This is a genomic window from Luteimonas sp. 3794 (genome assembly GCF_031456825.1).
In the GTDB taxonomy this organism is placed as follows: domain Bacteria; phylum Pseudomonadota; class Gammaproteobacteria; order Xanthomonadales; family Xanthomonadaceae; genus Luteimonas.
This window is the reverse complement of the sequence record NZ_JAVDVJ010000001.1, coordinates 190944-215041: the sequence shown is the minus strand read 5'-3', so window position 1 is coordinate 215041 and position 24098 is coordinate 190944. Positions and strand designations below refer to the sequence as shown.

Below are 24098 nucleotides of genomic sequence, written 5' to 3'. Positions count from 1 at the left end.
CAGGTCGCCTCTACCCTGTGCGCGGCGCGATCGGCGCTGTTGTCGAGTCCCCCATGTCCACATCCCTGCAGCGCGCCTGGGAGTCGTTCGCGACAATGCCGCATTTCCTGACGCTGCTGGCGGTGGGCTGGGCGCTGTATCTGCTGGTGCTGGGTATGTGGATCGTGCTGCAGAAGCGCGAACCGGTGGCGACCCTGAGCTGGTTGCTGGGCCTCGCCCTGCTGCCCTATGTAGGGTTTCTGATCTATCACGTGTTCGGACCGCAGAAGATCCGCCGCAACCGTCTGCGCCGCAGCCACAGTCGCGCGTCGATGCGCAGCGCGCAGATCGAATCCGAGCAGGGCGAGGGCGCCGAGCTCGTCCGTCTGGGGCAGGCGACCACCGCTCTGCCGGCAACATCGTCGGCGCAGGTCGATCTGCTGATCGATGGCGCGGCGAAGTACACCGCGCTGCTCGCCGACATCGCCCGCGCCGAGCATCACGTCCACCTCGAGTACTACATCTACGAGCCCGACACGACCGGCGCCGTCCTGCGCGACGCGCTGGTCGAACGCGCGCGGGCCGGCGTACGTGTGCGTGTGCTGCTCGACTTCGTTGGCTCGAAAGCCTCGCGCAGGTTCTTCGCACCGCTACTCGAGGCTGGCGGCGAACTCGCCTGGTTCCACCCGATGCGCTTCGGCCGCATCTGGCGCCGGCCGTGGACCAACCTGCGCACGCATCGCAAGATCGTCGTGATCGATGGCCGCATCGGCTACACCGGCGGTATGAACATCACCGACCAACAGGACGAGCGGCTACGCGCGGATGCCTACCGCGACCTGCACATGCGTCTGGTCGGCAAGTCAGTGCGCGTGCTGCAACTGGTGTTCGCCGAGGACTGGGCATATGCGACCGGGCGTCGCGACTTTCTTGCCGAGATCGAACGCCAGACGCCGGTCGCCGACGCTGGGGCGATCCGCACCCAGGTACTGACCTCCGGCCCGGATTCCAACTGGGAGGCGATCCATCGCGTACACGTCGGCGCGATCCATGCCGCGAAACAGCGCGTGTGGATGACCACGCCGTATTTCGTGCCCGGCGAGGCCGCGATGATGGCGCTGACATCCGCTGCCCTCGCCGGTCTCGACGTGCGCCTGCTGGTGCCCAAGACCAGTGATTCGAGGCTGGTGACGCTGGCCGCGCGTTCGTACTTCGGGCAGCTGCTGGTCGCCGGCGTGAAGATCTACGAGTACCGCTCGCGCCTGCTGCACAGCAAGACGCTGCTGGTCGACGATCATCTGGCACTGATCGGCAGCGCGAACTTCGACCACCGCAGCTTCCGGCTCAACTTCGAAGTCTCCGTGCTCTTCGACGACGCCGGCATGGCCGGCGCGCTTGCGCAGTACATCGAACGCGAATTCGCAAATGCACCGCGCGTGCAGCGGGGCCGTCGCCGCCCCCTGCTGACCGCACGGTTGCCCGAGGCACTCGCACGGCTGTGTTCGCCCCTGCTGTAGGCGCAGGGTGTGTCGTGGCCAGCAGCGCCGCGCGCAACGATCAAAATGGGAACCGGGCTAGCCACGAAACCCGGCGAGGCGGACGGCCACGCCGGGTCGAATCTGCGAGTCTTCACGCACGGGGCTTATCGCATCTGGCGCCGCGCAGTGCCGGTGGATGACAGTGCAGTCGCGGGAAGCGCGTGATTCCAGCGCGTCGGTACGTCGCAAGAACCGGCGCTGTTCCCGGCGGCGCGGCGCCAACACCTCGGTGACGCACGCTGCCGTCCGTCGCAGAGCTCGCACGTTCGTCAGGGCAGCGAGATGCGAGCGCGGGTTGCAGCGCGACTGGTTTAGACTCGCTCACACGTCAGGCGGAGCCCGTCCCATGCCCTGGTTGTTCCTGTTGCTCGCGCTCGGCGCGGTCGTCATCGCGTTCACCACCACCTCGGTCCCGCTCGCGGCGATCGCGCTGGTGCTGTCGCTCGTGTTCGTGGTGATCGGCGTCCTGGGCCTCTTGGCACAGCGCGTCGGCAACCAGAGTCGCAGCGAAGCGATGATGGTCGATCCGGTGGAACTGCGCCGGCTGCGCGAGCAGGCCGATGCCCGTCGCGCAGCTGCTGCGGCGCCTATCGACGATCCGGCCCGCACGCCTCCTGCAGGCCCGTGACCCGGCTCAGCGTCAACGTCAACAAGATTGCGGTGCTGCGTAACTCACGCGGCGGCCGCGATCCCGATGTCGTGCGCGCAGCGCAGGCCTGCCTTGATGCAGGTGCCCACGGGATCACCGTCCACCCGCGGCCCGATGCCCGCCACATCCGGGCCAGTGACGTGCAGGCCTTGGCGCGGCTGACGGTCGAGCACGGCGTCGAGTTCAACATCGAAGGCAACCCGTTCGCACCGCCGCGCGAAGGCTATCCGGGCCTGCTGGCGCTGTGCGAGCAGACGCGCCCGGCGCAGGTCACGCTGGTTCCTGATGGCGATGCGCAACTGACGTCGGACCATGGCTTCGATTTCGCGCGTGAGCGCGACGCATTGATTCCGCTGGTCGCCGCGTTCCGCGATCTCGGCTGCCGCGTCAGCCTGTTCGCCAATGCCGGCGCAGACGTCGAGGCGGCGCGCGCCACCGGCGCCGATCGGATCGAGCTCTATACCGGGCCGTGGGCCGAAGCCTTTGAAGCCGGCACGCCGGATGCGGCGCTGCCCGCATTCGTGTCCACGGCACGCGCCGCACGTGCCGCCGGACTCGGGGTCAATGCCGGCCACGACCTCAGCCAAGCCAATCTCGCTGCATTTCTCGTCGCCCTCGGCGATGTCGATGAAGTCTCGATCGGCCACGCGCTGATCGGCGAGGCGTTGTACGACGGTCTGGAACCCACTGTGCGTCGCTATCTCGCGATCCTCGAGAAGGCCGCCGCCCACTGCTGATCCGCGCATTGGGTCTGGGTTCTACTGCTTGATCGATGCCTTGCCTGGCGCGCATTCGCACGTATCGATGCTGCGACCTCATTCCAGGCTGCAGCGGGAGATCGCGCGACCACCATGGTCAGAACCGGCTGACTCGACCCTGCGTTGACCGCTCGCGTTTCCCGCCGCGCACAAAAAAACGCCGCCCGAAGGCGGCGTTCAAATCACTGCATCGTTCACCTGTGCGTGCTGCAGGCCCGCACCGGTGTGGACTGCGATTTACTGGCGCACGAAACCGATCTTCTGCATATGCGCGTTCTTCGCTTCCGCCAACACCTTGGCCAGCACGCCGTAATCGGCGTCGCCACTGGTGTCGATCTCGAGCGTCGGCTGATTGGTCGGGTCACGCTGAACTTCCGACTCCATCATGTTGCGCAGTGCCGAAACTGGCGTCGGGCTGTCGTTCCAGAAGATCTGGCCCGAACCGTCGATGCGCAGCCGGATCGGCTCCGGTGGTTCCACCGGATTCTCCGGCGGCGTCGTTGAACGCTGCGGAAGATCGATGTCGATTGGATAGGAAGCCTTCGGCGCCGTCACCATGAAGATGATCAGCAGCACCAACATCACGTCGCAGAGCGGAATGATGTTGATGTCGGCCATTGGGCCTTCGCCACCGGATGAAAATGCCATGCGTGTTGCTCCGGTTTACCTGTTTTCGACCGTCGCGATGAAGCCGACCTTACGCATGCCCTGGGCCTGCGCAGTGTTGACCACCTCGTTGATCGTCCGGTACTTCGTCGTCGAGTCGCCACGGATGTTGACCGGCGGCTGCGGCGTCTTCTGGGCCTCGACCGAGAAGGCACTCTCCAGCAGCTGGAGCGTCACCGGCTCGTCGTTGAGGTAGATGTCACCGGTTTCGGTGACCGCTACCGTCAACGGCGTCGCGCCGGGGACGTTCTCTGGCCGCTCGTCGAGATTCGCTTCCGGCAGTTCGACCTGCACCTTGTGCGCCATCAGGGGTGCCGTGACCATGAAGATGATCAGCAGCACCAGCATGACGTCGACAAGCGGGACGATGTTGATCGTGGCATTGACCTTGTCGTTGCCACCACCTGAGCTGAAAGCCATATCTGAACTCCGTTGTCGCTACTGACGTGCGCGCTTCTTAGACCTTGGCCGGAGCCGGCGTCTCGCCGACGCGCGAACCGGTGGCGAAGAAGTCGTGCAGGTCGTGCGCGAAGGTGTCGAGCTTGTTGTTCGTACCGCGGTTCAGACGGACGAAGAAGTTGTAGCCCAGCACGGCCGGAATCGCGACGCCCAGACCGATCGCGGTCATGATCAGCGCCTCGCCGACGGGACCCGCCACCGCGCCGATGTCGGCCTGGCCGCTGGCACCGATGCGGATCAGGGCGCGATAGATGCCCCACACCGTACCGAGCAGACCCACGAACGGCGCAGTCGCACCGACGGTCGCGAGAACGGTCAGACCGTCTTCAAGCTTCAGCGATTCGCGGGTCACGGCCTGACGCAGGGCGCGATCGACGAATTCCGAACGGTTCAGCGACTCGACCAGACGCGAACCTTCATGACGCTGGTGATGCGCGGCGGCCTGTGCGGCGTCAAGGGCGACCTTCGAGAAGGGCTCGCTCTTGGGCTGCTCTTCCATGAAGCGGATTGCGTCCTGCGCGTTCGAGGTTTCCCAGAACGTGTTGATCACGCGATCGGTGCTGCCCTTCAGGCGCGCGGCCTTGATCGCATTGAAAATGATCCAGAAGATCGACATAGCCGACATCACGATCAGAACGATGAGCACGGTCCAGTTGACCGCGTCCATGTGCTCGATCATGTCAGCGAAGCCCATCGACTCCAGACCGGCAGCGTTGGACACAGCGGCGTTGGTGGTTTCCTGCAGCATGACGCTTACCTTCTAGATGTAGTGGTTTGAAGAGTGGAACGTTGACGCGTAATTGTCGACGTCCCGAAAGACGCCGGTGCATTCGGATGGAGCGGGTCGATCAACCGAGGTTGAAGTCGACCGGAACGCGGACGCGACCCGCCGCAGGGCGGCCGTCCTTTGTTGCCGGTGTGAACGACCACTTGCGTGCGGCTTCGATCGCGGCGCGATCAAGGTCACGGTTACGGCTGGACTTCTCGACCGACACATTGGTGACGTTGCCATTGGCATCGACATCGATCACCAGGATCACCGTGCCCTCGATCTGCGCGCGTGCAGCGGCAGGCGGATAGCGCGGCGGATTCATGTTCTTCGACGAGATGTCCACGCTGGCGCCGATGTCGGCGGACGGCGCGGGGGGCGACGGCGGCGCGGGCGGCGGCGCAGGCGTATCCATCGGCGACGGATCGTCGAACACGACCGGCGGCGATTCCGGCGGCGGTGGGACCGGCGTCGGACGCGGCGGGGTGAGTTCCTTGATCGGCGTCGGCTTCGGCGGTTCCGGCGGCGGCGGCGGCGGTGGCGGCGGCGGCGGCGGCGGCTCGATGATCACGACACGCGTGGCCGCTTCTTCCTGTGCTGCCGCGTTCGGCGGATTGACAGGCGCCAGCAGCAGCATGATCGCAGCAGCGTGGAACGCGACCACCATCGTGAAGCCGGCGATGCGGCCCCAGTTCAGGCCCTCGTCTTCGTCGTTCCTGTCGGTCGTCGTCGAGCGTTGCGTCATGCGGAGAACTCTGGTGAGGCCGGGTCGAACACCCGGTGGAAAAGTTGAACTGCCGACCTGTCAGGTCGGCAGGAACCCGAAAGCTTATACCAATCCAAGTGACCAGCACCATCCATGGTGAGGTCAAATTTTTTCTTAACGGCCGGAGAGGATGCGCTCCGCGTCGGTATTGGATTTCAGGCCCTTCGCGATGGCCTGACGCGCGGCTTCCTTCGCTTCTGCCGCGCGGCCTTCCTGGTGCAGCGCGCGCGCGAGGTTGAGGTACGTGTCGCCGGTTTCCGCCAGCGGGGCGGCCTTGCGCCATGCCGCGATCGCGGGCTCGATCTGATCGCTGAAATAATTGGCCTGGCCGAGCGCCGCCATCGTGCGGTAATCCTCCTTGAGGATGTTTTTCTGCAGGCCTTCGTTGATCACGGCGATCGCTTCACGCTCCTTGTTGTCGCTGTTGAGATACAGCGCGTAGAGGTTGCGGTACTCGCTTTCTTCGGTGAGCTGGCCCGAGGCGCGCAGACGCTCGAACACCTCGATCGCCTTGTCGTTCTGGTCGGTCTGCAGATACGACACGGCGAGATTGACCTGCGAGCGCTTGTCGTCCGGCGTCGCCTGGGCGACCTGTTCGGCGAGGCGGGTCGCCTCGGCGCTATTGCCCGATTCTGCATACGACGCCATCAGGATCTGGGTCCACTGCGGATCGACGTCGCCACCTGCATCGACCAGCGGCTTGAGCGTCGCGATCGCCTCCGGATACCGCTCGAGGCGATAGAGCAGGTTGCCCTTGAGCGCCTGGTCCTTGGCATCGGTCGAACCCGATTCGGTGATGTAGCGATCGAGCGAGGCGAGTGCCTGGGCGTACTGGTCTTCCTGCGCCTGCAGCTGGGCAATGATCAGCATCGCCTGGAAGTGGTTGTTGTTGTCCAGGCCGCCGAGGTCAATCGCCTGGTTGAGGTAGGCCATTGCGCGGTCGTTGTCCTCGTTGAGGAGCAGCTGGCCCGCGAGCAGCGCGGCCATCGACTTGTCGTAGGCATTGGCCGCGCTGTTGCCGAGGATCTCGTCGGCCACCGGCAGGCCCTTGGCCGCATCCGACGCATTGCCCGCTTCCGACAGGGTGTTGAGCTGCTTGATCAGACGCTGGCTGGCGGACACGCCCGGCTCCTGGCGACTGCTATTGGGATACAGCGCCTCCGCCTTCTGCGTGGACTGTCGCGAGTTGCGGCGTTCGCTGCGATCGGCGCTGCGTGCGGACCGGTCGGCGCGGCTGCTGCGGTCGCTGCCTTCATCCTGCGCGAGTGCCATGGACGGGGCAGCGAATGCGATCAGGGCGGTGGTCAGGGCAGCGGCAAGCGCCTGCTGGGACATGCGGGACTTCGACATGGTGCACCTCGATTGGCAGGAGGCCCGCGGTACGCCGGGGGCCGGAGTCTGGAGATGGCGATTATCGCCGGATGGTTGCGGAGATGCGTGCAGGGGCCGGTGAAAACATGCTCAACCGCAGCGGGGTCGCTTGCCTGCGGCCTGGGCCTGCTCGTAGGTCGGCACGAGGCGGGCCGCGCGTGTCTGCAGTTCGCTGATGCGGTTCTCGGGATTGGGATGGGTCGAGAGCCACTGCGGCGGACGATTGCCGCCACTGGCGGCGATCATGTTCTGCCACAGGCCCACCGCAGCGCGCGGATCGAAGCCGGCCTTGGCCATCAGGTCCTGGCCGACCACGTCGGCCTCGGTTTCCTGGACGCGGGTGCCGGGCAGCAGAAAGGTCGTCTGCAACGCCGCGCCGCCAAGCTGGTTCGCCGACTGCTGCGCACCTTCGCCGTAGCGGGAGCCCAGCGCAGCGCCAGCGACGCCCAGCAGGCCTTGCGCGCCCATCTGCCGGGTGATGCGCTCATCGTGATGGTTGGCGTAGACGTGGCCGATCTCGTGCGCGATCACCGCGGCCAGCTGATCCTGGTTCTGCGCGACCTTGAGGATGCCGGTGTGCACGCCGACCTTGCCGCCCGGCAGCGCGAATGCGTTGGGGTTGTCGTCGACGAACACCACCGATTCCCAGTTGAGCTGCTGCCAGTTGGCCGGCAGCTCGCGCACGATGTCGGTGACGATGCAGCGCACATACGCCTGCTGCTTAGCATCCGGCGAGGCGCGCATCTGGGTCTTGGTTTCGGCGAACGCCTGCTCACCCATCTGGTTGAGCTGCGCCGCGGTCACGGCACCGACGTACTGGGTACGTCCGGTCGGGGAGGTGGTGGTCGCGCAGCCGGCGAGCAACACGGCCGCCGCAAGTGCAGCGATGGGCGTTTTCATGGGTGTGACTCCCCTGTTCAAGAACCCACCTTTTAGAACGGCGCGGATTAACGTGCCGTCAACCGCGCCTCAGGACGGAGGCGCGGGCTGCCCGCGGGATCACACGTCGAGGTTGGCAACCTTCAGCGCGTTGTCGTCGATGAATGCGCGCCGCGGCTCGACCACATCGCCCATCAGCGTGCTGAAGATCTCGTCGGCGGCGACCGCGTCCTCGATCCGCACCTGCAGCAGGCGGCGGGTTTCCGGGTTCACCGTGGTGTCCCAGAGCTGCTCGGGATTCATCTCACCCAGACCCTTGAAGCGCTGGATCTGGCGACCGCGCTTGGCTTCATCGAGCAGCCAGGCCTGCGCCTCGGCGAAGGATTTGATCGGCTGCGCGCGGTTGCCCCGCACGATCTGCGCGCCCTCGCGAATCAGACCGTGCAACTGCCGGGCCGCCTCGCCGATTGCGCGGAGTTCGCCGGTCTCCAGCGTGGCCAGTGGCACCAGCTGCACGACATCCAGCCCCATATGCTGGCGATCAATCGTCAGCACCGCGCCGCGTGCTTCAGTGGCGGGCTGGATGCCGAACCGGTAGCGCGGACGCCCGAGCCCCTTCTGATTCAGACGCGCCTCCAGGCCGCGCAGCGTCGTGGCGACCTCGTCATCACTACCGATGGCGATCGGCGCCACGTCGAGCAGCAGTTCCATCACCGCCGGATCGTAGCGGTGCGCATTGCGGTTGATGGTTTCTCTCGCCGCCGCGAACACCAGCAGCAGCTTCTCCAGCGCGGAGCCCTCGATCGCGGGCTCGCCAGCGGCAGGCGTCAGCCCGGCGCCCTCGACCGCATTGCCGGCGAGGTAGGCATCGAGCGCGGCGTCGTCCTTGAGGTAGATCTCGTTCTTGCCCTGCTTGATCTTGTACAGCGGCGGCAGACCGATATAGACGTAGCCGCGCTCGATCAGCTCCGGCATCTGCCGGTAGAAGAACGTCAGCAGCAGCGTGCGGATGTGCGATCCGTCCACGTCGGCGTCGGTCATGATGATGATGCGGTGGTAGCGCAGCTTGTCCGGGTTGTACTCGTCCTTGCCGATGCCGGTGCCCAGCGCGGTGATCAGCGTGCCGACCTCGGCGCTGGCGAGCATGCGGTCGAAGCGCGCACGCTCGACGTTGAGGATCTTGCCGCGCAGCGGCAGCACCGCCTGGTTCTTGCGGTTGCGACCCTGCTTGGCGGAACCACCCGCCGAGTCACCCTCGACGATGAATAGTTCCGACAGCGCCGGATCCTTCTCCTGGCAGTCGGCCAGCTTGCCCGGCAGGCCGGCGATGTCGAGCGCGCCCTTGCGACGCGTCAGATCGCGCGCCTTGCGCGCAGCCTCGCGTGCGCGGGCGGCATCGACGATCTTGCCGGCGATGGCGCGGGCTTCGGCCGGGTTCTCGTCGAGGAATTCCTGCAATCGCTGGCCGAATGCGCTCTCGACCACCGGGCGCACCTCGGAGGACACCAGCTTTTCCTTAGTCTGCGAGGAGAAGCTTGGGTCCGGCACCTTCACCGACAACACGGCGATCATGCCTTCGCGCATGTCGTCGCCCGACAGCGCCACCTTGGCCTGCTTGGCGATGCCGTTGCGCTCGATGTAATTCGTCAGCGTGCGCGTCAGCGCCGCGCGGAAGCCGATCAGATGGGTGCCGCCGTCCTTCTGCGGAATGTTGTTGGTGAAGCAGAACATCGTTTCCTGGTAGGCATCGGTCCACTGCAGGGCGACGTCGACCGTGATGCCGCTCTGCTCGCCGGTCACCGAGATCACGTTCGGATGCAGCGGGGTCTTGAGCTGTGCCAGATGCTCGACGAAGGAGCGGATGCCGCCCTCGTATTCGAACAGGTCGCGGCGGCCATCGCCGCGCAAATCGACCAGATTGATCCGGACACCGGAATTGAGGAATGACAGCTCACGCAGACGCCGGGCCAGGATGTCGTAATGGAAGGTCACGTCGGAGAACGTCGACACCGCCGGCCAGAAGCGCAGCAGCGTGCCGCGTTTGGTCGAGGCCTCGCCCTGCTGGACGGGCGCCAAGGCCTCGCCCATCGCGTATTCCTGGTGGTGGTGGTAGCCGTCGCGCCAGATGTCGAGGGTGAGCTTCTCGCTCAGCGCGTTCACCACCGACACGCCAACGCCGTGCAGGCCGCCGGACACCTTGTAGCTGTTGTCGTCGAACTTACCGCCGGCGTGCAGCTGGGTCATGATGACCTCTGCCGCCGAAATGCCTTCTTCCTTGTGGATGTCGACCGGGATACCGCGGCCGTTGTCCGACACCGAGACCGAACCGTCTTCGTGGATCGTGACCACGATGTCGTCGGCGTGACCGGCCAGCGCCTCGTCGATCGAGTTGTCGACGACTTCGAACACCATGTGGTGCAGGCCGGTGCCGTCGTGCACATCGCCGATGTACATCCCGGGACGCTTGCGCACGGCCTCGAGGCCACGCAGGACGGTGATTCGGCTGGAATCGTAATCGGAGTTGGCGGGGGCGCCGCTGGAGATCGTCTCGTCGCTCATTCGGTTCGCTGTCTGGCCGGGAGCGCGGCGTCCGTGCGCGGCGTCCGGAGCACCGGTCGCACGCGGCAGGAATGGGCCGCAAGGGCGGAATTATAGCAGTTCGGGCCGCCCCCTCCGGCCGGTGTTCCACGTGGAACACCAGTGGAGATCAGCGAGGCCGAATCTGCGTCCGACGCTGTTTCACGTGGAACCTGAGACCCCGTCCGGTGAACTCCACGGTGGATTCAAACCTGGCTGACGCGTCCATGTTCCACGTGGAACGTCGTTGCGTTTTCGAGCACCTCTGACGGCCAGTGCTCAGGACGCTCGGTACCGGTGATCAACACCTGCGCGCCCGCGTCCCGCAGATACGCGAGCACCTGTCGCTGGTGATGCCTGTCCAGTTCAGAGGCCAGGTCGTCGAGCGCGATCACCGGCCAGCGTCCTTCGAAGCGGTCGGCGCAGTCCCGGGCCTGCGCGAGCAGGCAACACAGCGCCGACTGTTTGGCCTGACCACGCGACAGCAGCGACTGTTCCGGCCGGTCATCGAAACGGATCCGCCAGTCGGCGCGATGCGGTCCCACGCTGGTATGGCCCGCTGCGCGGTCGCGGTCCCGGGCCACGACGAGGGCATCGGCCAATGAAAGCTCCTGGCGGCGCCAGCCGGGCAGGAACAGGAGTTCCGGCGTGCCGAGCGCAGGCGCGACCTGTGCGGCCACCGCTTGCACAGCGAGTTGCAACCGCTGCAGATAGGCCTCGCGCCGGGTATCGAGCGGGAGCGCTGCATCGGCGAGCTCGTGATCCCACGCGTCGAGCTGCGAGCCACCGGCGCCGGACTTCAGCAGCGCATTGCGTTGTCGCAGCGCCCGGGCATACCGGCGCCATTGCTGCAGAAAGTCCTGTTCCACGTGGAACAGTCCCCAATCGAGAAAGCGGCGGCGGACCTCGCTGCTGCCGGAGATCAGCGCATGGCTGCCGGGTTCGAAGGTGACGACCATCAACGCCGCGCACAGATCTCCGAGTTGGGCGACGTCTTCGCCATCCAGGCGTCCGCTCCAGTCCTGGCCGGTGTGCCGCAGGCCCGCGCGGCGCAGGCGCTCCGGATGGGCCGGATCCTCTCGCCACTCCGCGTAGAGCTCGACCGCTTCGCGGCCGCGCTGCACCAGCCCGTCGCGGACCCGGCCACGAAAGCTGCGGCCGTAGGCCATCAAGTGCAGTCCTTCCAGCACACTGGTCTTGCCAGCGCCGTTGTCACCCAGCAGCAGATTCAAGCGGGGTCCGGGCCGCAGCGAGGTGGGCTGCAGATTACGCACGTTGTGGAGGTCGAAGCGGGTGATCTGCACGGAAGTCCTGAAGACAGGCTAGAACGAAAGACGCCCGGCAAGCCGGGCGTCGTGTTCCACGTGAAACATGTGTGGGCGACGGGCGCCCAGTCTACCGAGCGCGTCAGAGACGCAGCGGCATCACCACGTGACGGCTGCGTTCGTCGGTTGCCTCGCGCACGAGCGCGGACGAATTCGCATCGCGCAGCTTCAGGATCACCTGTTCGCCGCGCAGGGCGGTGAGCGCATCCAGCAGGTAATTCACATTGAAGCCCACCGCCAGGTCGTCGACCTTGGTATCGGCTTCTACTTCCTCGTGCGCCTCTTCCTGCTCGGGATTGTGCGCGTTGATGCGCACAGTGCCCGGCGAGACTTCCAGCCGCACGCCGCGGTACTTCTCGTTCGAGAGGATCGCCACGCGCTGCAAGGCGGCGCGCAACAGTTCGCGATCGATCGTGACCTCGCGGTCGGCGCCGATCGGAATCACCGCCTCGTAATCCGGGAAGCGGCCGTCGATGAGCTTGCTGGTGAAGGTCACATCGTCGCGCTTGACCCGCAGGTGGTTGCGGCCGAGTTCCAGCTCAAGAATCTTGTCGCCGCCTTCAAGCAGGCGCTGCAACTCGGTCACGCCCTTGCGCGGCAGGATGATCTGGCGCTTGGTCTGCACCGCCGTTTCCAGCGTCGTCTCGCACAGCGCGAGGCGATGGCCGTCGGTGGCCACGCAGCGCAGGCGCGTGTCGCCGAGATCGAACAACAGGCCGTTGAGGTAGTAGCGCACGTCCTGTTGCGCCATCGCGAATGCGGTGCGCTCGATGAGTTCCTTGAGCGCAGCTTCGGGTACCGCGATGCGGTCGGTGGCTTCGACCTCGTCCACCGAGGGGAAATCTCCGGCCGGCAGGCTCGACAGCGTGAAGCGGCTGCGGCCGGCCTGCACGGTGATTTTCTCACCCGCCTGAGAGATCACGACTTTGCTGCCGTCGGGCAGTGCGCGAACGATGTCGAACAGCTTCCGCGCCGGAATCGTGGTCTCGCCGTCCTGTGCGTCTTCGACCGCGCGGCGCGAAATCATCTCGACTTCGAGATCCGTACCGGTCAACGACAACTGACCGTCCTGGACCTGGACCAGCAGGTTGGCCAGCACGGGCAGGGTCTGGCGGCGCTCGACGACGTTGACGACCTGGGCCAGCGGCTTGAGCAGTGTTTCGCGTTGGAGACTGAAACGCATGTCGGTGTTATCCCCTTGTCCCGTGCTTTTATAAAAAGGATATAAATCTAAAAATGGTGGTGCTGGGTAAGGCCAAAATCGGTTGGTATCTACTGCAAACCGCTGAATCTATTGTATTTTTTTGACCTTCAAACCCGGTGGACAGTGCGGTGTGGAGGGGTGGATCAAGCTGTGGACAACTTTTGACCCCTCAAGTTGTCCACAGGCTCTCCACCTCCGGTCCCCGTGTTGTGCAGGGCCCGGCGATGCACAGCTTACTCGCTGAGTTTACGGATCAGCTTGTCCCAGTCCTCGCGGAGTTTGCCGTCACTTTCGATCAGGGTGCGGATCTGCCGGCAGGCGTGCAGCACGGTGGTGTGGTCGCGGCCTGCAAAGGCCTCGCCGATCTCCGGCAGGCTGTGCTCGGTGAGTTCCTTGGACAGCGCCATCGCCACCTGACGCGGACGCGCCAGCGAGCGCGTACGGCGCTTGGAGAGCAGGTCCTTGATCTGCAGGCCGTAGTAATCGGCCACGACCTTCTGGATGTTGGACATGCTGATCGCCTGCTGCTGGGCGCGCAGCAGGTCGCGCAGCGTTTCCTGGGCGAATTCGACGGTGATCGCGCGGCCCATGAAGTTCGCGCGTGCGGCCAGCGTATTGAGCGCGCCTTCGAGGTCGCGCACGTTCGAGTGCATCTTCTTGGCCAGCAGGAACGCCACGTCGTCGGGCACCTGGGTGCCGCGCTCGGCAGCCTTGGCCAGTACGATCGCCGCGCGGGTCTCGAAATCGGGCGGGTCGATCGCCACCGACAGGCCCCAGGCCAAGCGCGACTTCAGCCGCGGCTCCAGGCCTTCCACCTCACGCGGATAGCGGTCGCAGGTCATGATGATCTGCTGCTTGCTGTCGAACAGCGTGTTGAAGGTGTGGAAGAACTCTTCCTGGGTGCGGTCCTTGCCGGCGAAGAACTGGATGTCGTCGATCAGCAGCGCGTCGATCTGGCGGAACTGGCGCTTGAACTGGTCCGAGGTCTTTTCCTGGATCGAGCGGAAGAACGCGCTGTAGAACTCCTCCGACCGCAGGTACAGCACGCGCGCACGGGGATTGGCCCGGCGCATCGCGTTGCCGGCGGCGAACATCAGATGGGTCTTGCCCAGGCCCGTGCCACCGTAGAGCAGCAACGGGTTGTGGGCGCGGTCGCCGGGCTTGAGCGCGGCCTGCCAGGCGGCCGCGCGGCCCATCTGGTTACTGCGGCCCTCGACGAAATTGTCGAAGGTGTAGTGGCTGTCCATGTTGCCGCCGAAGGCTTCGATCGGCGCGGCAGGCACAGCCCGCGCATCGCCACCCGAAAACCCGGTCGCAGCCGGTGGCAGCACGGCGCGCGGCATCGAGCCGACCTGCAGGCTCACTTCCTCGACGCCGGCAAAATGCGCCAGCAGTTCGCGGATGCGCGGCATGTAACGCGCCTGCACTTCGTCGCGGACGAAGGCATTGGGCGCGTAGAGCACGGTCGAGCGGTCGTCGGCCTGGGCCTGCAGCGGCTTGAGCCAGGTGTGGACATCCTCGGCCGGAAACTCGGCTTCGAGGCGTTGAAGGCAGCGGGGCCAGGCATCCATCATGCGGCGGAATTCGACAAAGCGGGCGCCACCACGCAGGTGCGCGGCAAGGTCGCCGGGGAAGGGCACGCAGACTATCATGTCGCCACCCGCGGCCCCGCGCCGAGCGGCCTTCGCGGACCCGTTGTACGGACTGGCTTGACCGGACGCGCAGTACGCCGCTAGAATTTCCGGTTCTATTCGTCACGTTGCCCGAAGGGCTCGACCATGGCTACCAAGCGCACCTATCAGCCCAGCAACCTCAAGCGCAAGCGCGATCACGGTTTCCGTGCCCGCATGGCGACGGCCGACGGCCGCAAGATCCTCGCGCGTCGTCGCGCGAAGGGCCGCAAGGTCCTCTCGGCCTGAAGCCCTCCGGGTCGGTGAGTCGCGTCTCCGCACTCCCGACCCGTTCTGCAGCGCTGCTTCCATGACCGCCGGTGTCCGCTATCCGCGGCACGTGCGTGTGCGCGCGCGCGCGGATTTCGATCGAATCTTCGCCAGTGCGACGCGGACCGCGTCGCCGATGCTGGCCGTCCACCTGTTGTCCGAAGAAGGTCCGGCGCGTCTAGGCCTCGCGGTTTCGCGCAAGGTCGACAAGCGCGCCGTCGGTCGCAACCGGATCAAGCGCGTACTGCGCGATGCCTTCCGCCTGATGCAGCCGCAGTTGGCGCCCGGCAGCTACGTTGTCGTGGCCCGTCCGGCCGCGGCGCAGGCCGACAATCCGGCACTACGCGCCGCCTTTCTGACCGTGTTGCGGCGTGCCCGCGCGTTGCCGCCGTCATCTGCGGCCGGCACAATGCCCGCCTCCTCGATTCCATCCACGCCGGTGACGCCCGGCGCATGAGCTTGCCTGCCTGATGAACCAGATTCGTACTTTCCTCGTCCTCGCCTGGCTGATGGTGGCCGTGTTGTTGTGGATGGAGTGGGGCAAGGAAAAGACTGCTGCCGCGACCCAGCCGCAGACCAGCGCGGGCCAGGCGTCGCCGTCAGTCACCGTGCCGGGCGCCACCGCCGGCAGCGCGGCCGTGCCGACCGCCCCCACCAATGCCGCGCCGGTGCCGCCCGCGCCGGGCGCTGCGCCTCTGGGCGCCGAGCCTGGACCGGCCGCGCGGCGGGTCGTCGCCCAGACCGACGTGTTGCGGGTGGTGCTCGACGCCGGCAACGTGATCGAAGCCGACCTGCTGGCGTATCCGCAGACCCGCGACGACGGCGCGCCGCCGGTGCGGATGTTCGACACCGACCCGCTGCACTACTACGCCGCGCAAACCGGCTGGGTCAGCAGCAGCAATGCCGCGCCGAGCCACGAGGGCCAGTTCGTCCCGGAAGGCACCGCCACATCGGCAGCACTCGCCGACGGCGAGAACACCGTCATCGTGCCGTTCCTCTGGACCGGCGCCGACGGCGTCACGATCCGCCGCAGCTTCGTGCTGACCCGTGGCGACTACGCGATCGAAGTCCGCGACGAGATTGTCAACACCGGCACTGCCGCGTGGCAGGGCTTCCCCTACCGTCAGCTGATCCGTACCGCACCGGCGGTCAAGCGCGGCATGACCAATCCCGAGTCCTACAGCCTGGTCGGCGCGACCTGGTTCGGCGGCGAGGTCGGCTACGGCCGGCGCCAGCTCGGTGATTTCGAGGACGATGGTCCGCTCAATGCCAAGGACAGCCAGGTCTGGATCGCGATGGTCCAGCATCACTTCTTCAGTGCGTGGATTCCGCGTCCCGACGACACCGGCACGATCTCGATGCAGGTCGATCGCAGCACCGGCGCGCCGCGGTATCTGATCCGCGAATTCGGTGCGCCGATCGCGGTGCCCGCCGGCCAGCAGGCCTCGACCACTGCGCGTCTGTGGGTCGGACCCAAGCAGGTCGACCTGATCCAGGCCCAGGGCGTACGTGGCCTGGATCGCGTTGTCGATTACAGCCGCTTCTCGATCTTCGCGATGCTCGGCGAAGGCCTGTTCTGGATCCTCGCCAAGCTGCACGGCCTGATCGGCAACTGGGGCTGGTCGATCATCGGTCTGGTGCTGCTGGTCAAGCTGGCGCTGTATCCGCTGTCGGTCGCCCAATACAAGTCCATGGCGAAGATGCGCAAGTTCCAGCCGCGCATCGCCCAGCTCAAGGAGCGCTACGGCGACGACAAGCAGAAGTTCCAGCAGGCGATGATGGAGCTCTACAAGAAAGAGAAGATCAACCCGATCGGCGGCTGCCTGCCGGTGCTGCTGCAGATGCCGGTGTTCTTCGCGCTGTACTGGGTGCTGCTCGAGTCGGTGGAGCTGCGCCACACGCCGTGGATGCTGTGGATCCAGGATCTGACCGCGCGCGATCCGTACTTCATTCTGCCTGTGCTCAACATCGCGATCATGTGGGCGACGCAGAAGCTCACGCCGATGGTCGGCATGGACCCCATGCAACAGAAGATCATGCAGTTCATGCCGCTGGTGTTCGGCGCGATCATGATCTTCTTCCCGTCCGGTCTGGTGCTGTACTGGGTCACCAACGGCGGCCTCGGCCTGCTGCAGCAGTGGTGGATGATCCGCCGCTACAGCGAGGCGCCGGCGAAGGCCTGACGGCCGCGCTGACGCAATCTCCACGAGCCCGCCGCATGGCGGGCTCGTGCGTTGAGGAGGAGCGACATGACCACATCGACCGAAACCATCGCCGCCATCGCCACTGCGCCTGGCGCGGGCGGCGTCGGCATCGTGCGCCTGTCGGGACCGGCATCGCTATCGATCGCACGCACGGTGTGCGGACGCGCGTTGCGCGCGCGCCATGCGCATCACGTGCGTTTCCGCGATGCCGATGGCGCCGTGCTCGACGACGGCCTCGCGCTCGCGTTTCCCGGCCCGGCCAGCTACACCGGCGAGGATGTCGTCGAACTGCAGGCGCATGGCAGCCCGGTCGTACTGCAGCAGCTGCTGTCGCGCTGTCGCACGCTGGGCGCGCGCCTCGCGCGGCCCGGTGAGTTCAGCGAACGCGCGTTTCTCAATGGCCGTCTCGATCTGGCCCAGGCCGAAGCGGTCGCTGACCTGATCGCCGCAGGCGACGAACGCGCCGCACGCGCGGCCCGGCGCGCACTCGACGGCGTGTTCTCCGATCGCTGCGAGGCACTCGCCGCCGAGCTCCTGCATCTGCGCGTCTACATCGAGGCAATGATCGATTTCTCCGACGAGCCGATCGACACGCTCGGCGGCGATGAGGTCGCGCGTCGCATTGACGCACTCGCCGCGTCGCTGTCGCAACTGCTGGCCGAAGCCGAACAGGGCCGACGATTGCGCGACGGCCTGCACGCGGTGATCGTCGGTCCGCCGAACGCGGGCAAGAGTTCGCTGCTCAATGCGCTGGCCGGCGTGGACCGCGCGATCGTCACCGACATCGCCGGCACTACACGCGACCTGCTGCACGAGACGCTGCGCATCGGCGGCGTCGAACTGACCCTGGTCGATACCGCGGGCCTGCGCAGCGCGGGCGACGCGATCGAACGCGAAGGCATGCGCCGCGCACGTGCCGAGTTGCAGCGCGCCGATCTCGCACTGGTGGTGCTCGATGCACGCGATCCCGCCGCCGGGTGGGCGTCGGTACACGATGCGATCCTCGATGTAGCCGATCGCATCGTGGTCCACAACAAGGCGGACCTGCTCCAATGCGGCGCCCCCGGCGTGGCGGACGCCCTGCAGATATCGGCGCACACAGGCGCCGGCCTCGACGCGCTACGCGCTTCGCTGCAGGCGCGGCTCGGCGGTGACCAGCTAGCAGGCGAAGGCGCGTTCACCGCGCGTCAAAGGCACGTCGATGCGCTGCGCGACGCCACCGACGCCGTCGACGACGCCCGCGGCACGCTCGCCGCGCAGCATCTCGAACTGGCGGCCGAATCGCTGCGCGTGGCCCACGATGCGGTCGGCGCGATCACCGGTCGGATCCTGCCCGACGCTCTGCTCGGCCATATCTTTTCGAGTTTCTGCATCGGCAAATAGCCGCCGGCTTGAGCCGCGAACGGGCGCCATCGACGGCGAACCGGCTGGCAAGATGCTGGCTTGATCCGAGTCGCCGATCGGGCTGAATCCATCGCAAGGATTGACAAATCGTCTCCGCTGACGCGTTCTACGCACTCTTGCGGACATGCATCCTTGGGGAAAGATGATGGTCTCGAAGATTCCGACGACCCGTCGCGCGTCTCGCGCGCGGCTGGCCGCCGCCGTGGGTCTCGTCTGTGTACTGGCCGCCTGCGGGCGCAGCGACGACGCGCAGGCGCCGGTCGCGGAGGAGCCGGGCGCGGTCACCGCGCAGGCCAGCCAGCAGGCCGCTGCGCGTCAGCAGGCCGCCGACGACGCGATCGCGGGCCTCTCGGTGGAGGAACTGCGCAGCGCAGGCGCGGTCGCCTACCAGGAGAGTCGGCTGTATGCGCCTGCCGGCGAGAACGCGATGGAGTACTACTTGGCGCTGCGCGAGAAGCAGGCCGGCGACGCCGCTGCGTCGAGTGCACTGATCGATCTGCTGCCGATGAGCGTGATCGCCACCGAACAGAGCCGCGACCGCGGCGATTACGCCGAGGCCCGGCGTCTGCTGGGGCTGATCGAGCGCGCCGACAGCAGCCACCCCGCGCTCGAGCGCCTGCGCGCGAGCATCGCCACCGCTGAAGAGCAGGCCGCGGCCCGCGTCGAGCAGCAGGCCCTGACCGCGGAACAGGAAGCCCAGCGCGCGCAGACCCTGGAACGCGAACGCGTCGCGCAGCAGCAACAGCAACAGGCCGCGGCCGCCCAGCAGCTGGCCCAGCAGCAGTCCGCCAGCGAGCAGGCCGCGCGCGACGAAGCTGCCCGCCAGGCCGCCGCTCGGGAAGAAGCTGCGCGGCAGGCGTCGGCGCGGCCGGCACCCGCGCCTCAGGACACCCCGCCGCCCGCGCCCGCGACCCCGGCGCCCGCCGCCGCTGCGGCGCAGCTCCGTCCACTGAGCACACCGGCCCCCCGCTATCCGGCCGATGCGCTGCGCGCCGGCACCAGTGGTGAGGTGATGGTCGAATTCACCGTCGGCGTCGACGGTTCGGTCAATAACGCACGCGTGGTCCGCGCGGATCCGCCGCGCACCTTCGATCGCGAGGCGCTGGCAGCGGTGCGCCGTTGGCGGTTCGAGCCCGTGCCGGCCCCGGTGACCACGCGGCGGACGATCGGGTTCTCGCCCACGGCCAACTGATCGGATCGCCGTGCGTGCCTTGCGACGGGCGCGCGGCGATACAGCGGGGCGGTCTGGTCGCGCCCCGTTCCACCCGCAGTGGCGAGGCATCCGCAGCGCTGGGCACGCCTGACAGGTTCAGCGCAGGCGCTCGGGCACGTTTATGGATGGCCCCATCCACGCCCGCAGCAATCCTGACGTCTCGACTGGGCGTTCGAGCGGTGGCAGATGCCCGCACGCTTCGAGTCGGTGCAAGGCAGACCCCGCGATGCCCGCATGCAGGGCCGCCGCCTCGATTGGCGGTGTCAGGCGATCCTCCTCGCCGACGACGATCAAGGTCGGCACATCGATGCGCGCGAGCGTGGGTACCGAATCCGGACGTTCGAGAATCGCCGCCTGCTGGCGCAGATAGCCCTCGGCGCCGACCTCGCGTGCCATCGACTGCACGATCTCGCCGATCGGGCCGTCGATGTGCGCCGGGTGCACCAGGCTCGGCAGCAGGTGCCGGGTCACGCCGACAAAGCGGCCGCGACCGATCACATCGATGCCGCGGCGACGCTGCGCGGCGCGCTCCGGAGAATCGGGACGCGCGCTGGTTGCGATCAACGCGAGACGGCTCACGCGCTCGGGCGCGCGGCGCAGGATTTCGAAGGCGACGTAGCCGCCCATCGACAGCGCGGCGAGGGCGAAGCGCGGGGGCGCATCGGCGAGTGCGCGCTCGGCCATCGCGCCGATGCTGTCGTCCTGGCTGAGATCTGCGACGTGTGGGTCGGCGACATCGCCGAGCGCGTCGATCTGCGCCTGCCACAACCGGGCGGTGCATAGCAGGCCCGGCAGCAACAGCAGCGGCGTCTTGCCGGTCACGGCTTCAGTGGAATCGGCTCAAGCCTTCAACAGCGTGAACTGCGCCGCCGTGCCGCCTTCCGAATCCGGCGCGATCCACACGTCGAACAGGCCCGGCTCGGCCGCGAACGCGCCACTGCGCGTGGTGAAGGCGAGCTGCTCACGCTGCAGGGTGAACGACACGGTGGTGTGCTCGCCCGGCGCGAGTGCGACCTTGCGGAAATCCTTGAGCTCGCGGATCGGGCGCACGCGGCTGGCGACGCGGTCGTGGATGTAGAGCTGCACCACTTCCTCGCCAAAGCGCGTGCCGTCGTTGCGCAGCGTCACCGATACGGTCAGCGTGCCGTCCCAGTCCAGCGTGTCGGACGACAGTTCGACGTCGCCGTAGACGAAACGCGTGTACGACAGGCCGTGGCCGAAGGGATACAGCGCGCTGTGCGGCATCTCGCGCCAGCGACTCTTGAACTCCGACATCGTCGGCAGTTCCGGGCGACCGGTGCGCTGGCGGTTGTAGTACAGCGGCTGCTGGCCCGAATCGCGCGGGAAGCTCACCGGCAGGCGCGCGGACGGGTTGTAGTCGCCGAACAGCACCTCGGCTACGGCCGGGCCGGTGGCCGTGCCGAGAAACCAGGTCGCCAGGATCGCCTGCGCATCACGCACCGCGCCGTGCAGCGCGAGCGCGCGACCGTGACGCAGCAATACGACGATCGGCGTGCCGGTCGCGGCGACGGCGTCAGCCAGTGCCTGCTGCGCGGCGGGAATGACGATCTGGGTGCGCGATTGCGCTTCGCCGCTGTAGCCCTGCGGCTCGCCGATCGCCAGCAGCACGATATCGGCGTTGCGCGCAGCCTCGACCGCGGCCGCGACGCCGCCATCGATCGCATCCTCCATGCCGCTCCCGTCGACGACATCGAGCGCGTCGCCGTCCTCGAGCGCAGCACGCAGGCCGTCTTCGAGGTTGACGTGCAGGCGCTTGTCGCCGAACAACGTCCAGCAGCCTTCGATGTTGTCGCGGTCGCGGGCATAGGGCCCGATCAGTGCGAGCTTCTGCCCGGATTTGCGCAGTGGCAGCAGGTCGTCGTCGTTCTTCAGCAGCACGATCGAGCGGCGCGCGGCGTCGAGCGCGAGCGCGCCGTGCAGCGCCTCCGGATCGAGCGCGGCTTCGACCTCGGGATCGAGCGAGCGGTACGGATTGTCGAACAGGCCGATCGCCTGCTTGACCGCCAACACGCGGCGCACGCCCTGGTCGATCACGTCCATCGGCACCTCGCCGCTGGCGACGAGATCGGGCAGATGCGCGGCGTAGAGGCCGCTCTGCATACTCATGTCGACGCCGGCGGTGAACGAAAGCTTCGTCGCCTCGCGGTCGTCGCCGGCAAAGCCATGCGCGACGAGTTCGAAGTCCGCGGTGTAGTCGGAGACCACGAAGCCCTTGAAGCCCCATTCGCCGCGCAGCAGGTCGGTCAGCAGTCCGTCGTGTGCCGAGGCCGGCACGCCATTGATGTCATTGAAGGCGCTCATGACCGTCAGCGCGCCGGCATCCAGCGCGGCCTTGAACGGCGGCAGATGCACGTCGCGTAGGGTGCCTTCGGACATCTCGACGCTGTTGTAGTCCAGGCCGCCCATGACCGCGCCGTAGCCGACGAAGTGCTTGGGGGTGGCGAGCATCGAATCGTTCGCCGTGAGGTCGGCGCCCTGGAAGCCGCGCACGCGCGCCGCGGAGAACGCATTGCCGAGCACCACGTCCTCGCCGGCGGCTTCGGCAACGCGCCCCCAGCGCTGGTCGCGGGCGATGTCGAGTGTCGGCGCGAACGTCCAGTGCAGGCCGCAGGCGGTTGCTTCGATCGCCGCGGCGCGCGCGGTGCGCTGCGCGAGTTCGGGTTCGAAGCTCGCGGCCTCGCCCAGCGGGATTGGAAACACCGTGCGCATGCCGTGGATTACGTCGGCGCCCATCAGCAGCGGAATGCCGAGCCGGCTCTCCTCCACCGCGATGCGCTGCGACTCGCGGCCCTGCACCGCGCCCACGCCATTGAACACCGCGCCCACGCGTCCGGCGCGAATCTGCTCGCGCAGCTCGCCCGCGTTCAACTCGTTCATCTCGGGATTCACGTCGGCCGCGAACGGCCGCAGCATGTCGGCGAAAATGCCGAGCTGGCCGATCTTCTCCTCAAGGGTCATCCGTGCGAGCAGCGCTTCGAGCCGGTCATCCAGGCGCATCAAGTGGTCCCGTGTAAACGATTACAGCCGGCGATTATAGGGCGCACGCCGGGAGGCGGGTCCAGTATCGCCGCGTGCGGCGCGCAGGAACAGCCGCCGACGGCTCAGCGGAGGTCGTCCACTTGGGGCGCGGGCGGCGGGTGGCGCGCCGGCATGAAGGGAGACACCGGATCGCTCGCTGGAAAGGTCTCGTCCAGCGCTTCGTCCTGGGTGTCTTCCACATGCTGCCGATCGGCGTCGGAATCGGGTGGAGACGTCGGAGAGGTCGTGTGCATGCCTCCACCCTCGCCCAGCGGCGCGCGCGTGCGCGTGAATCCCGAGAACCGACTTGCAGTGCATCAGTCTGCAGTGGTCGTTTGACGCGCGTTGCACGGCACCGGTGCAAGCCTCCGAAGCTTATGCGGCCGGCCGCCCCGCGCCAGCGCATCGGAGATCGTCCATGGCACGTCCCATTTGGTCCGGCTCGCTGTCCTTCGGCCTGCTCAACATTCCGGTCTCGCTGATGTCGGGCGAGCGCCGGACCGATCTGAGCTTTCGCATGCTCGACTCGCGCGACAAGAAGCCGATCCGCTTCGAACGCGTCAATGCCGACACCGGCGAGGAAGTGCCGTGGAAGGACATCGTCAAGGCCTTCGAATACGACAAGGGCAGTTACGTCGTCATCGAGAAGGAAGACATCGCCTCGGCCGCGCCGGAATCGCACGAGTCCGTCGACGTGGAGGCCTTCATCGATGCAGGCAGCATCGGCACGCGCTTCTATGAAAAGCCCTACATCCTGGTGCCGGGCAAGAAGGCCGAGAAGGGCTATGTGCTGCTGCGCGAGACGCTGAAGAAGACCGGCAAGATCGGCATCGCCCGCGTCGTGATCCGCACCCGCGAATATCTGTGCGCGGTGATGCCCGAGGACGACGCGCTGGTGCTGATGCTGCTGCGTTACCCGCAGGAACTGGTCGATCCGGCCGATTACAAGCTGCCGACCGGCAAGGCGTCCAGTTACCGCATCGCCGACAAGGAATTCCAGATGGCGACGCAGCTGATCGATTCGATGTCGGCCGACTGGGCGCCGGATGCCTATCACGATGAATTCCGCGAACGCCTGTCGGACATCATCAAGAAGCGCATCAAGGCCAAGGGCGCGAAGACCAAGGTCGTCGACGACGCGCCGCATCGCGAGGACGCGTCGACCAATGTCGTCGATTTCGTCGCCCTGCTGCAGAAGAGCCTCAAGGACAACAAGCGCACCCCCGCCGGCAGCAGCAGCGACAAGGTGCCGGTGAAGAAATCCACCAGCAAGAAGGCCGCGAAGAAGACGACGAAGAAGGCGACCAAGTCGCGCACGACCAAGGCGGCGAAGAAGACCACCCGCAAGGCGTCGTGAC

At 66.8% G+C, this 24098-nt stretch carries 21 protein-coding genes; 9 read left to right on the top strand and 12 right to left on the bottom strand.

The window, feature by feature from the left end; translation table 11 throughout:
- Nucleotides 1-53 precede the first annotated feature (53 nt).
- From cls to J2X52_RS00960, 3 genes are all read left to right on the top strand, one after another.
- Entirely contained in the window at nucleotides 54-1496 is a 1443-nt protein-coding gene (gene cls / locus J2X52_RS00970; protein ID WP_310147522.1) for a cardiolipin synthase, read from the top strand.
- Between the two features lie 367 nt (nucleotides 1497-1863).
- The gene (locus J2X52_RS00965) at nucleotides 1864-2145 is read left to right on the top strand and encodes a hypothetical protein (RefSeq protein WP_310147521.1); all 282 of its coding nucleotides are present in this window, start codon (nucleotides 1864-1866) and stop codon (nucleotides 2143-2145) included.
- On the top strand, nucleotides 2142-2903 hold the full coding sequence (locus J2X52_RS00960) for a pyridoxine 5'-phosphate synthase (protein ID WP_310147519.1): 762 nt from the start codon (nucleotides 2142-2144) through the stop codon (nucleotides 2901-2903). Before J2X52_RS00965 ends, J2X52_RS00960 begins: the two co-directional genes overlap by 4 nt.
- Before the next feature lie 258 nt (nucleotides 2904-3161).
- On the opposite strand, the gene J2X52_RS00955 is transcribed toward J2X52_RS00960, so the two are convergent.
- The 10 genes from J2X52_RS00955 to dnaA form a co-directional block, all read right to left on the bottom strand.
- On the bottom strand, nucleotides 3162-3572 hold the full coding sequence (locus tag J2X52_RS00955; RefSeq protein ID WP_310147517.1) for a biopolymer transporter ExbD: 411 nt from the start codon (nucleotides 3570-3572) through the stop codon (nucleotides 3162-3164).
- 15 nt (nucleotides 3573-3587) lie between these two features.
- Complete coding sequence (locus J2X52_RS00950) at nucleotides 3588-4010, bottom strand: biopolymer transporter ExbD (protein WP_310147515.1); 423 nt, start codon at nucleotides 4008-4010, stop codon at nucleotides 3588-3590.
- Between the two features lie 37 nt (nucleotides 4011-4047).
- On the bottom strand, nucleotides 4048-4743 hold the full coding sequence (locus J2X52_RS00945; RefSeq protein ID WP_236551143.1) for a MotA/TolQ/ExbB proton channel family protein: 696 nt from the start codon (nucleotides 4741-4743) through the stop codon (nucleotides 4048-4050).
- A 154-nt stretch (nucleotides 4744-4897) separates the two neighbouring features.
- Entirely contained in the window at nucleotides 4898-5563 is a 666-nt protein-coding gene (locus J2X52_RS00940; RefSeq protein ID WP_310147513.1) for an energy transducer TonB, read from the bottom strand.
- A gap of 135 nt (nucleotides 5564-5698) precedes the next feature.
- Nucleotides 5699-6934, bottom strand: a complete 1236-nt coding sequence (locus tag J2X52_RS00935; protein ID WP_310147511.1) for a tetratricopeptide repeat protein — start codon at nucleotides 6932-6934, stop codon at nucleotides 5699-5701.
- A gap of 111 nt (nucleotides 6935-7045) precedes the next feature.
- Nucleotides 7046-7855 carry a M48 family metallopeptidase gene (locus tag J2X52_RS00930; RefSeq protein ID WP_310147510.1) on the bottom strand — a complete coding sequence of 270 codons (810 nt, stop codon included), beginning with the start codon at nucleotides 7853-7855 and terminating at the stop codon, nucleotides 7046-7048.
- A 99-nt stretch (nucleotides 7856-7954) separates the two neighbouring features.
- Nucleotides 7955-10393 carry a DNA topoisomerase (ATP-hydrolyzing) subunit B gene (gene gyrB / locus J2X52_RS00925; RefSeq protein ID WP_310147508.1) on the bottom strand — a complete coding sequence of 813 codons (2439 nt, stop codon included), beginning with the start codon at nucleotides 10391-10393 and terminating at the stop codon, nucleotides 7955-7957.
- Nucleotides 10394-10617: 224 nt separating this feature from the next.
- A complete protein-coding gene (gene recF, locus J2X52_RS00920; RefSeq protein WP_310147506.1) occupies nucleotides 10618-11715 on the bottom strand; it encodes a DNA replication/repair protein RecF in 1098 nt (365 codons plus the stop codon).
- 103 nt (nucleotides 11716-11818) lie between these two features.
- Nucleotides 11819-12919 (bottom strand): DNA polymerase III subunit beta, encoded by a 1101-nt coding sequence (dnaN, locus tag J2X52_RS00915; RefSeq protein ID WP_310147504.1) that lies wholly within the window; start codon nucleotides 12917-12919, stop codon nucleotides 11819-11821.
- A 254-nt stretch (nucleotides 12920-13173) separates the two neighbouring features.
- Nucleotides 13174-14511 carry a chromosomal replication initiator protein DnaA gene (gene dnaA / locus J2X52_RS00910; RefSeq protein ID WP_310148768.1) on the bottom strand — a complete coding sequence of 446 codons (1338 nt, stop codon included), beginning with the start codon at nucleotides 14509-14511 and terminating at the stop codon, nucleotides 13174-13176.
- A 207-nt stretch (nucleotides 14512-14718) separates the two neighbouring features.
- Between dnaA and rpmH the strand changes: the two genes are divergently transcribed.
- The 5 genes from rpmH to J2X52_RS00885 all read left to right on the top strand — a co-directional run bounded on the left by rpmH (nucleotide 14719) and on the right by J2X52_RS00885 (nucleotide 19680).
- Nucleotides 14719-14859, top strand: coding sequence for a 50S ribosomal protein L34 (gene rpmH / locus J2X52_RS00905; protein WP_047138036.1), 141 nt, complete (start codon nucleotides 14719-14721; stop codon nucleotides 14857-14859).
- A gap of 61 nt (nucleotides 14860-14920) precedes the next feature.
- On the top strand, nucleotides 14921-15337 hold the full coding sequence (rnpA, locus tag J2X52_RS00900; RefSeq protein ID WP_310147496.1) for a ribonuclease P protein component: 417 nt from the start codon (nucleotides 14921-14923) through the stop codon (nucleotides 15335-15337).
- Between the two features lie 13 nt (nucleotides 15338-15350).
- Nucleotides 15351-17063 carry a membrane protein insertase YidC gene (yidC, locus tag J2X52_RS00895; RefSeq protein WP_310147495.1) on the top strand — a complete coding sequence of 571 codons (1713 nt, stop codon included), beginning with the start codon at nucleotides 15351-15353 and terminating at the stop codon, nucleotides 17061-17063.
- Nucleotides 17064-17129: 66 nt separating this feature from the next.
- Nucleotides 17130-18467 (top strand): tRNA uridine-5-carboxymethylaminomethyl(34) synthesis GTPase MnmE, encoded by a 1338-nt coding sequence (gene mnmE / locus J2X52_RS00890; RefSeq protein WP_310147492.1) that lies wholly within the window; start codon nucleotides 17130-17132, stop codon nucleotides 18465-18467.
- A gap of 166 nt (nucleotides 18468-18633) precedes the next feature.
- Nucleotides 18634-19680 (top strand): energy transducer TonB, encoded by a 1047-nt coding sequence (locus J2X52_RS00885; RefSeq protein ID WP_310147490.1) that lies wholly within the window; start codon nucleotides 18634-18636, stop codon nucleotides 19678-19680.
- A 117-nt stretch (nucleotides 19681-19797) separates the two neighbouring features.
- On the opposite strand, the gene J2X52_RS00880 is transcribed toward J2X52_RS00885, so the two are convergent.
- Nucleotides 19798-20523, bottom strand: a complete 726-nt coding sequence (locus tag J2X52_RS00880; protein WP_310147489.1) for an alpha/beta fold hydrolase — start codon at nucleotides 20521-20523, stop codon at nucleotides 19798-19800.
- A gap of 18 nt (nucleotides 20524-20541) precedes the next feature.
- Entirely contained in the window at nucleotides 20542-22719 is a 2178-nt protein-coding gene (bglX, locus tag J2X52_RS00875; protein ID WP_310147486.1) for a beta-glucosidase BglX, read from the bottom strand.
- A gap of 439 nt (nucleotides 22720-23158) precedes the next feature.
- Here bglX and J2X52_RS00870 point away from each other — a divergent pair, with 439 nt between their 5' ends.
- Nucleotides 23159-24097 (top strand): Ku protein, encoded by a 939-nt coding sequence (locus J2X52_RS00870; RefSeq protein ID WP_310147484.1) that lies wholly within the window; start codon nucleotides 23159-23161, stop codon nucleotides 24095-24097.
- Nucleotide 24098: the final 1 nt, after the last annotated feature.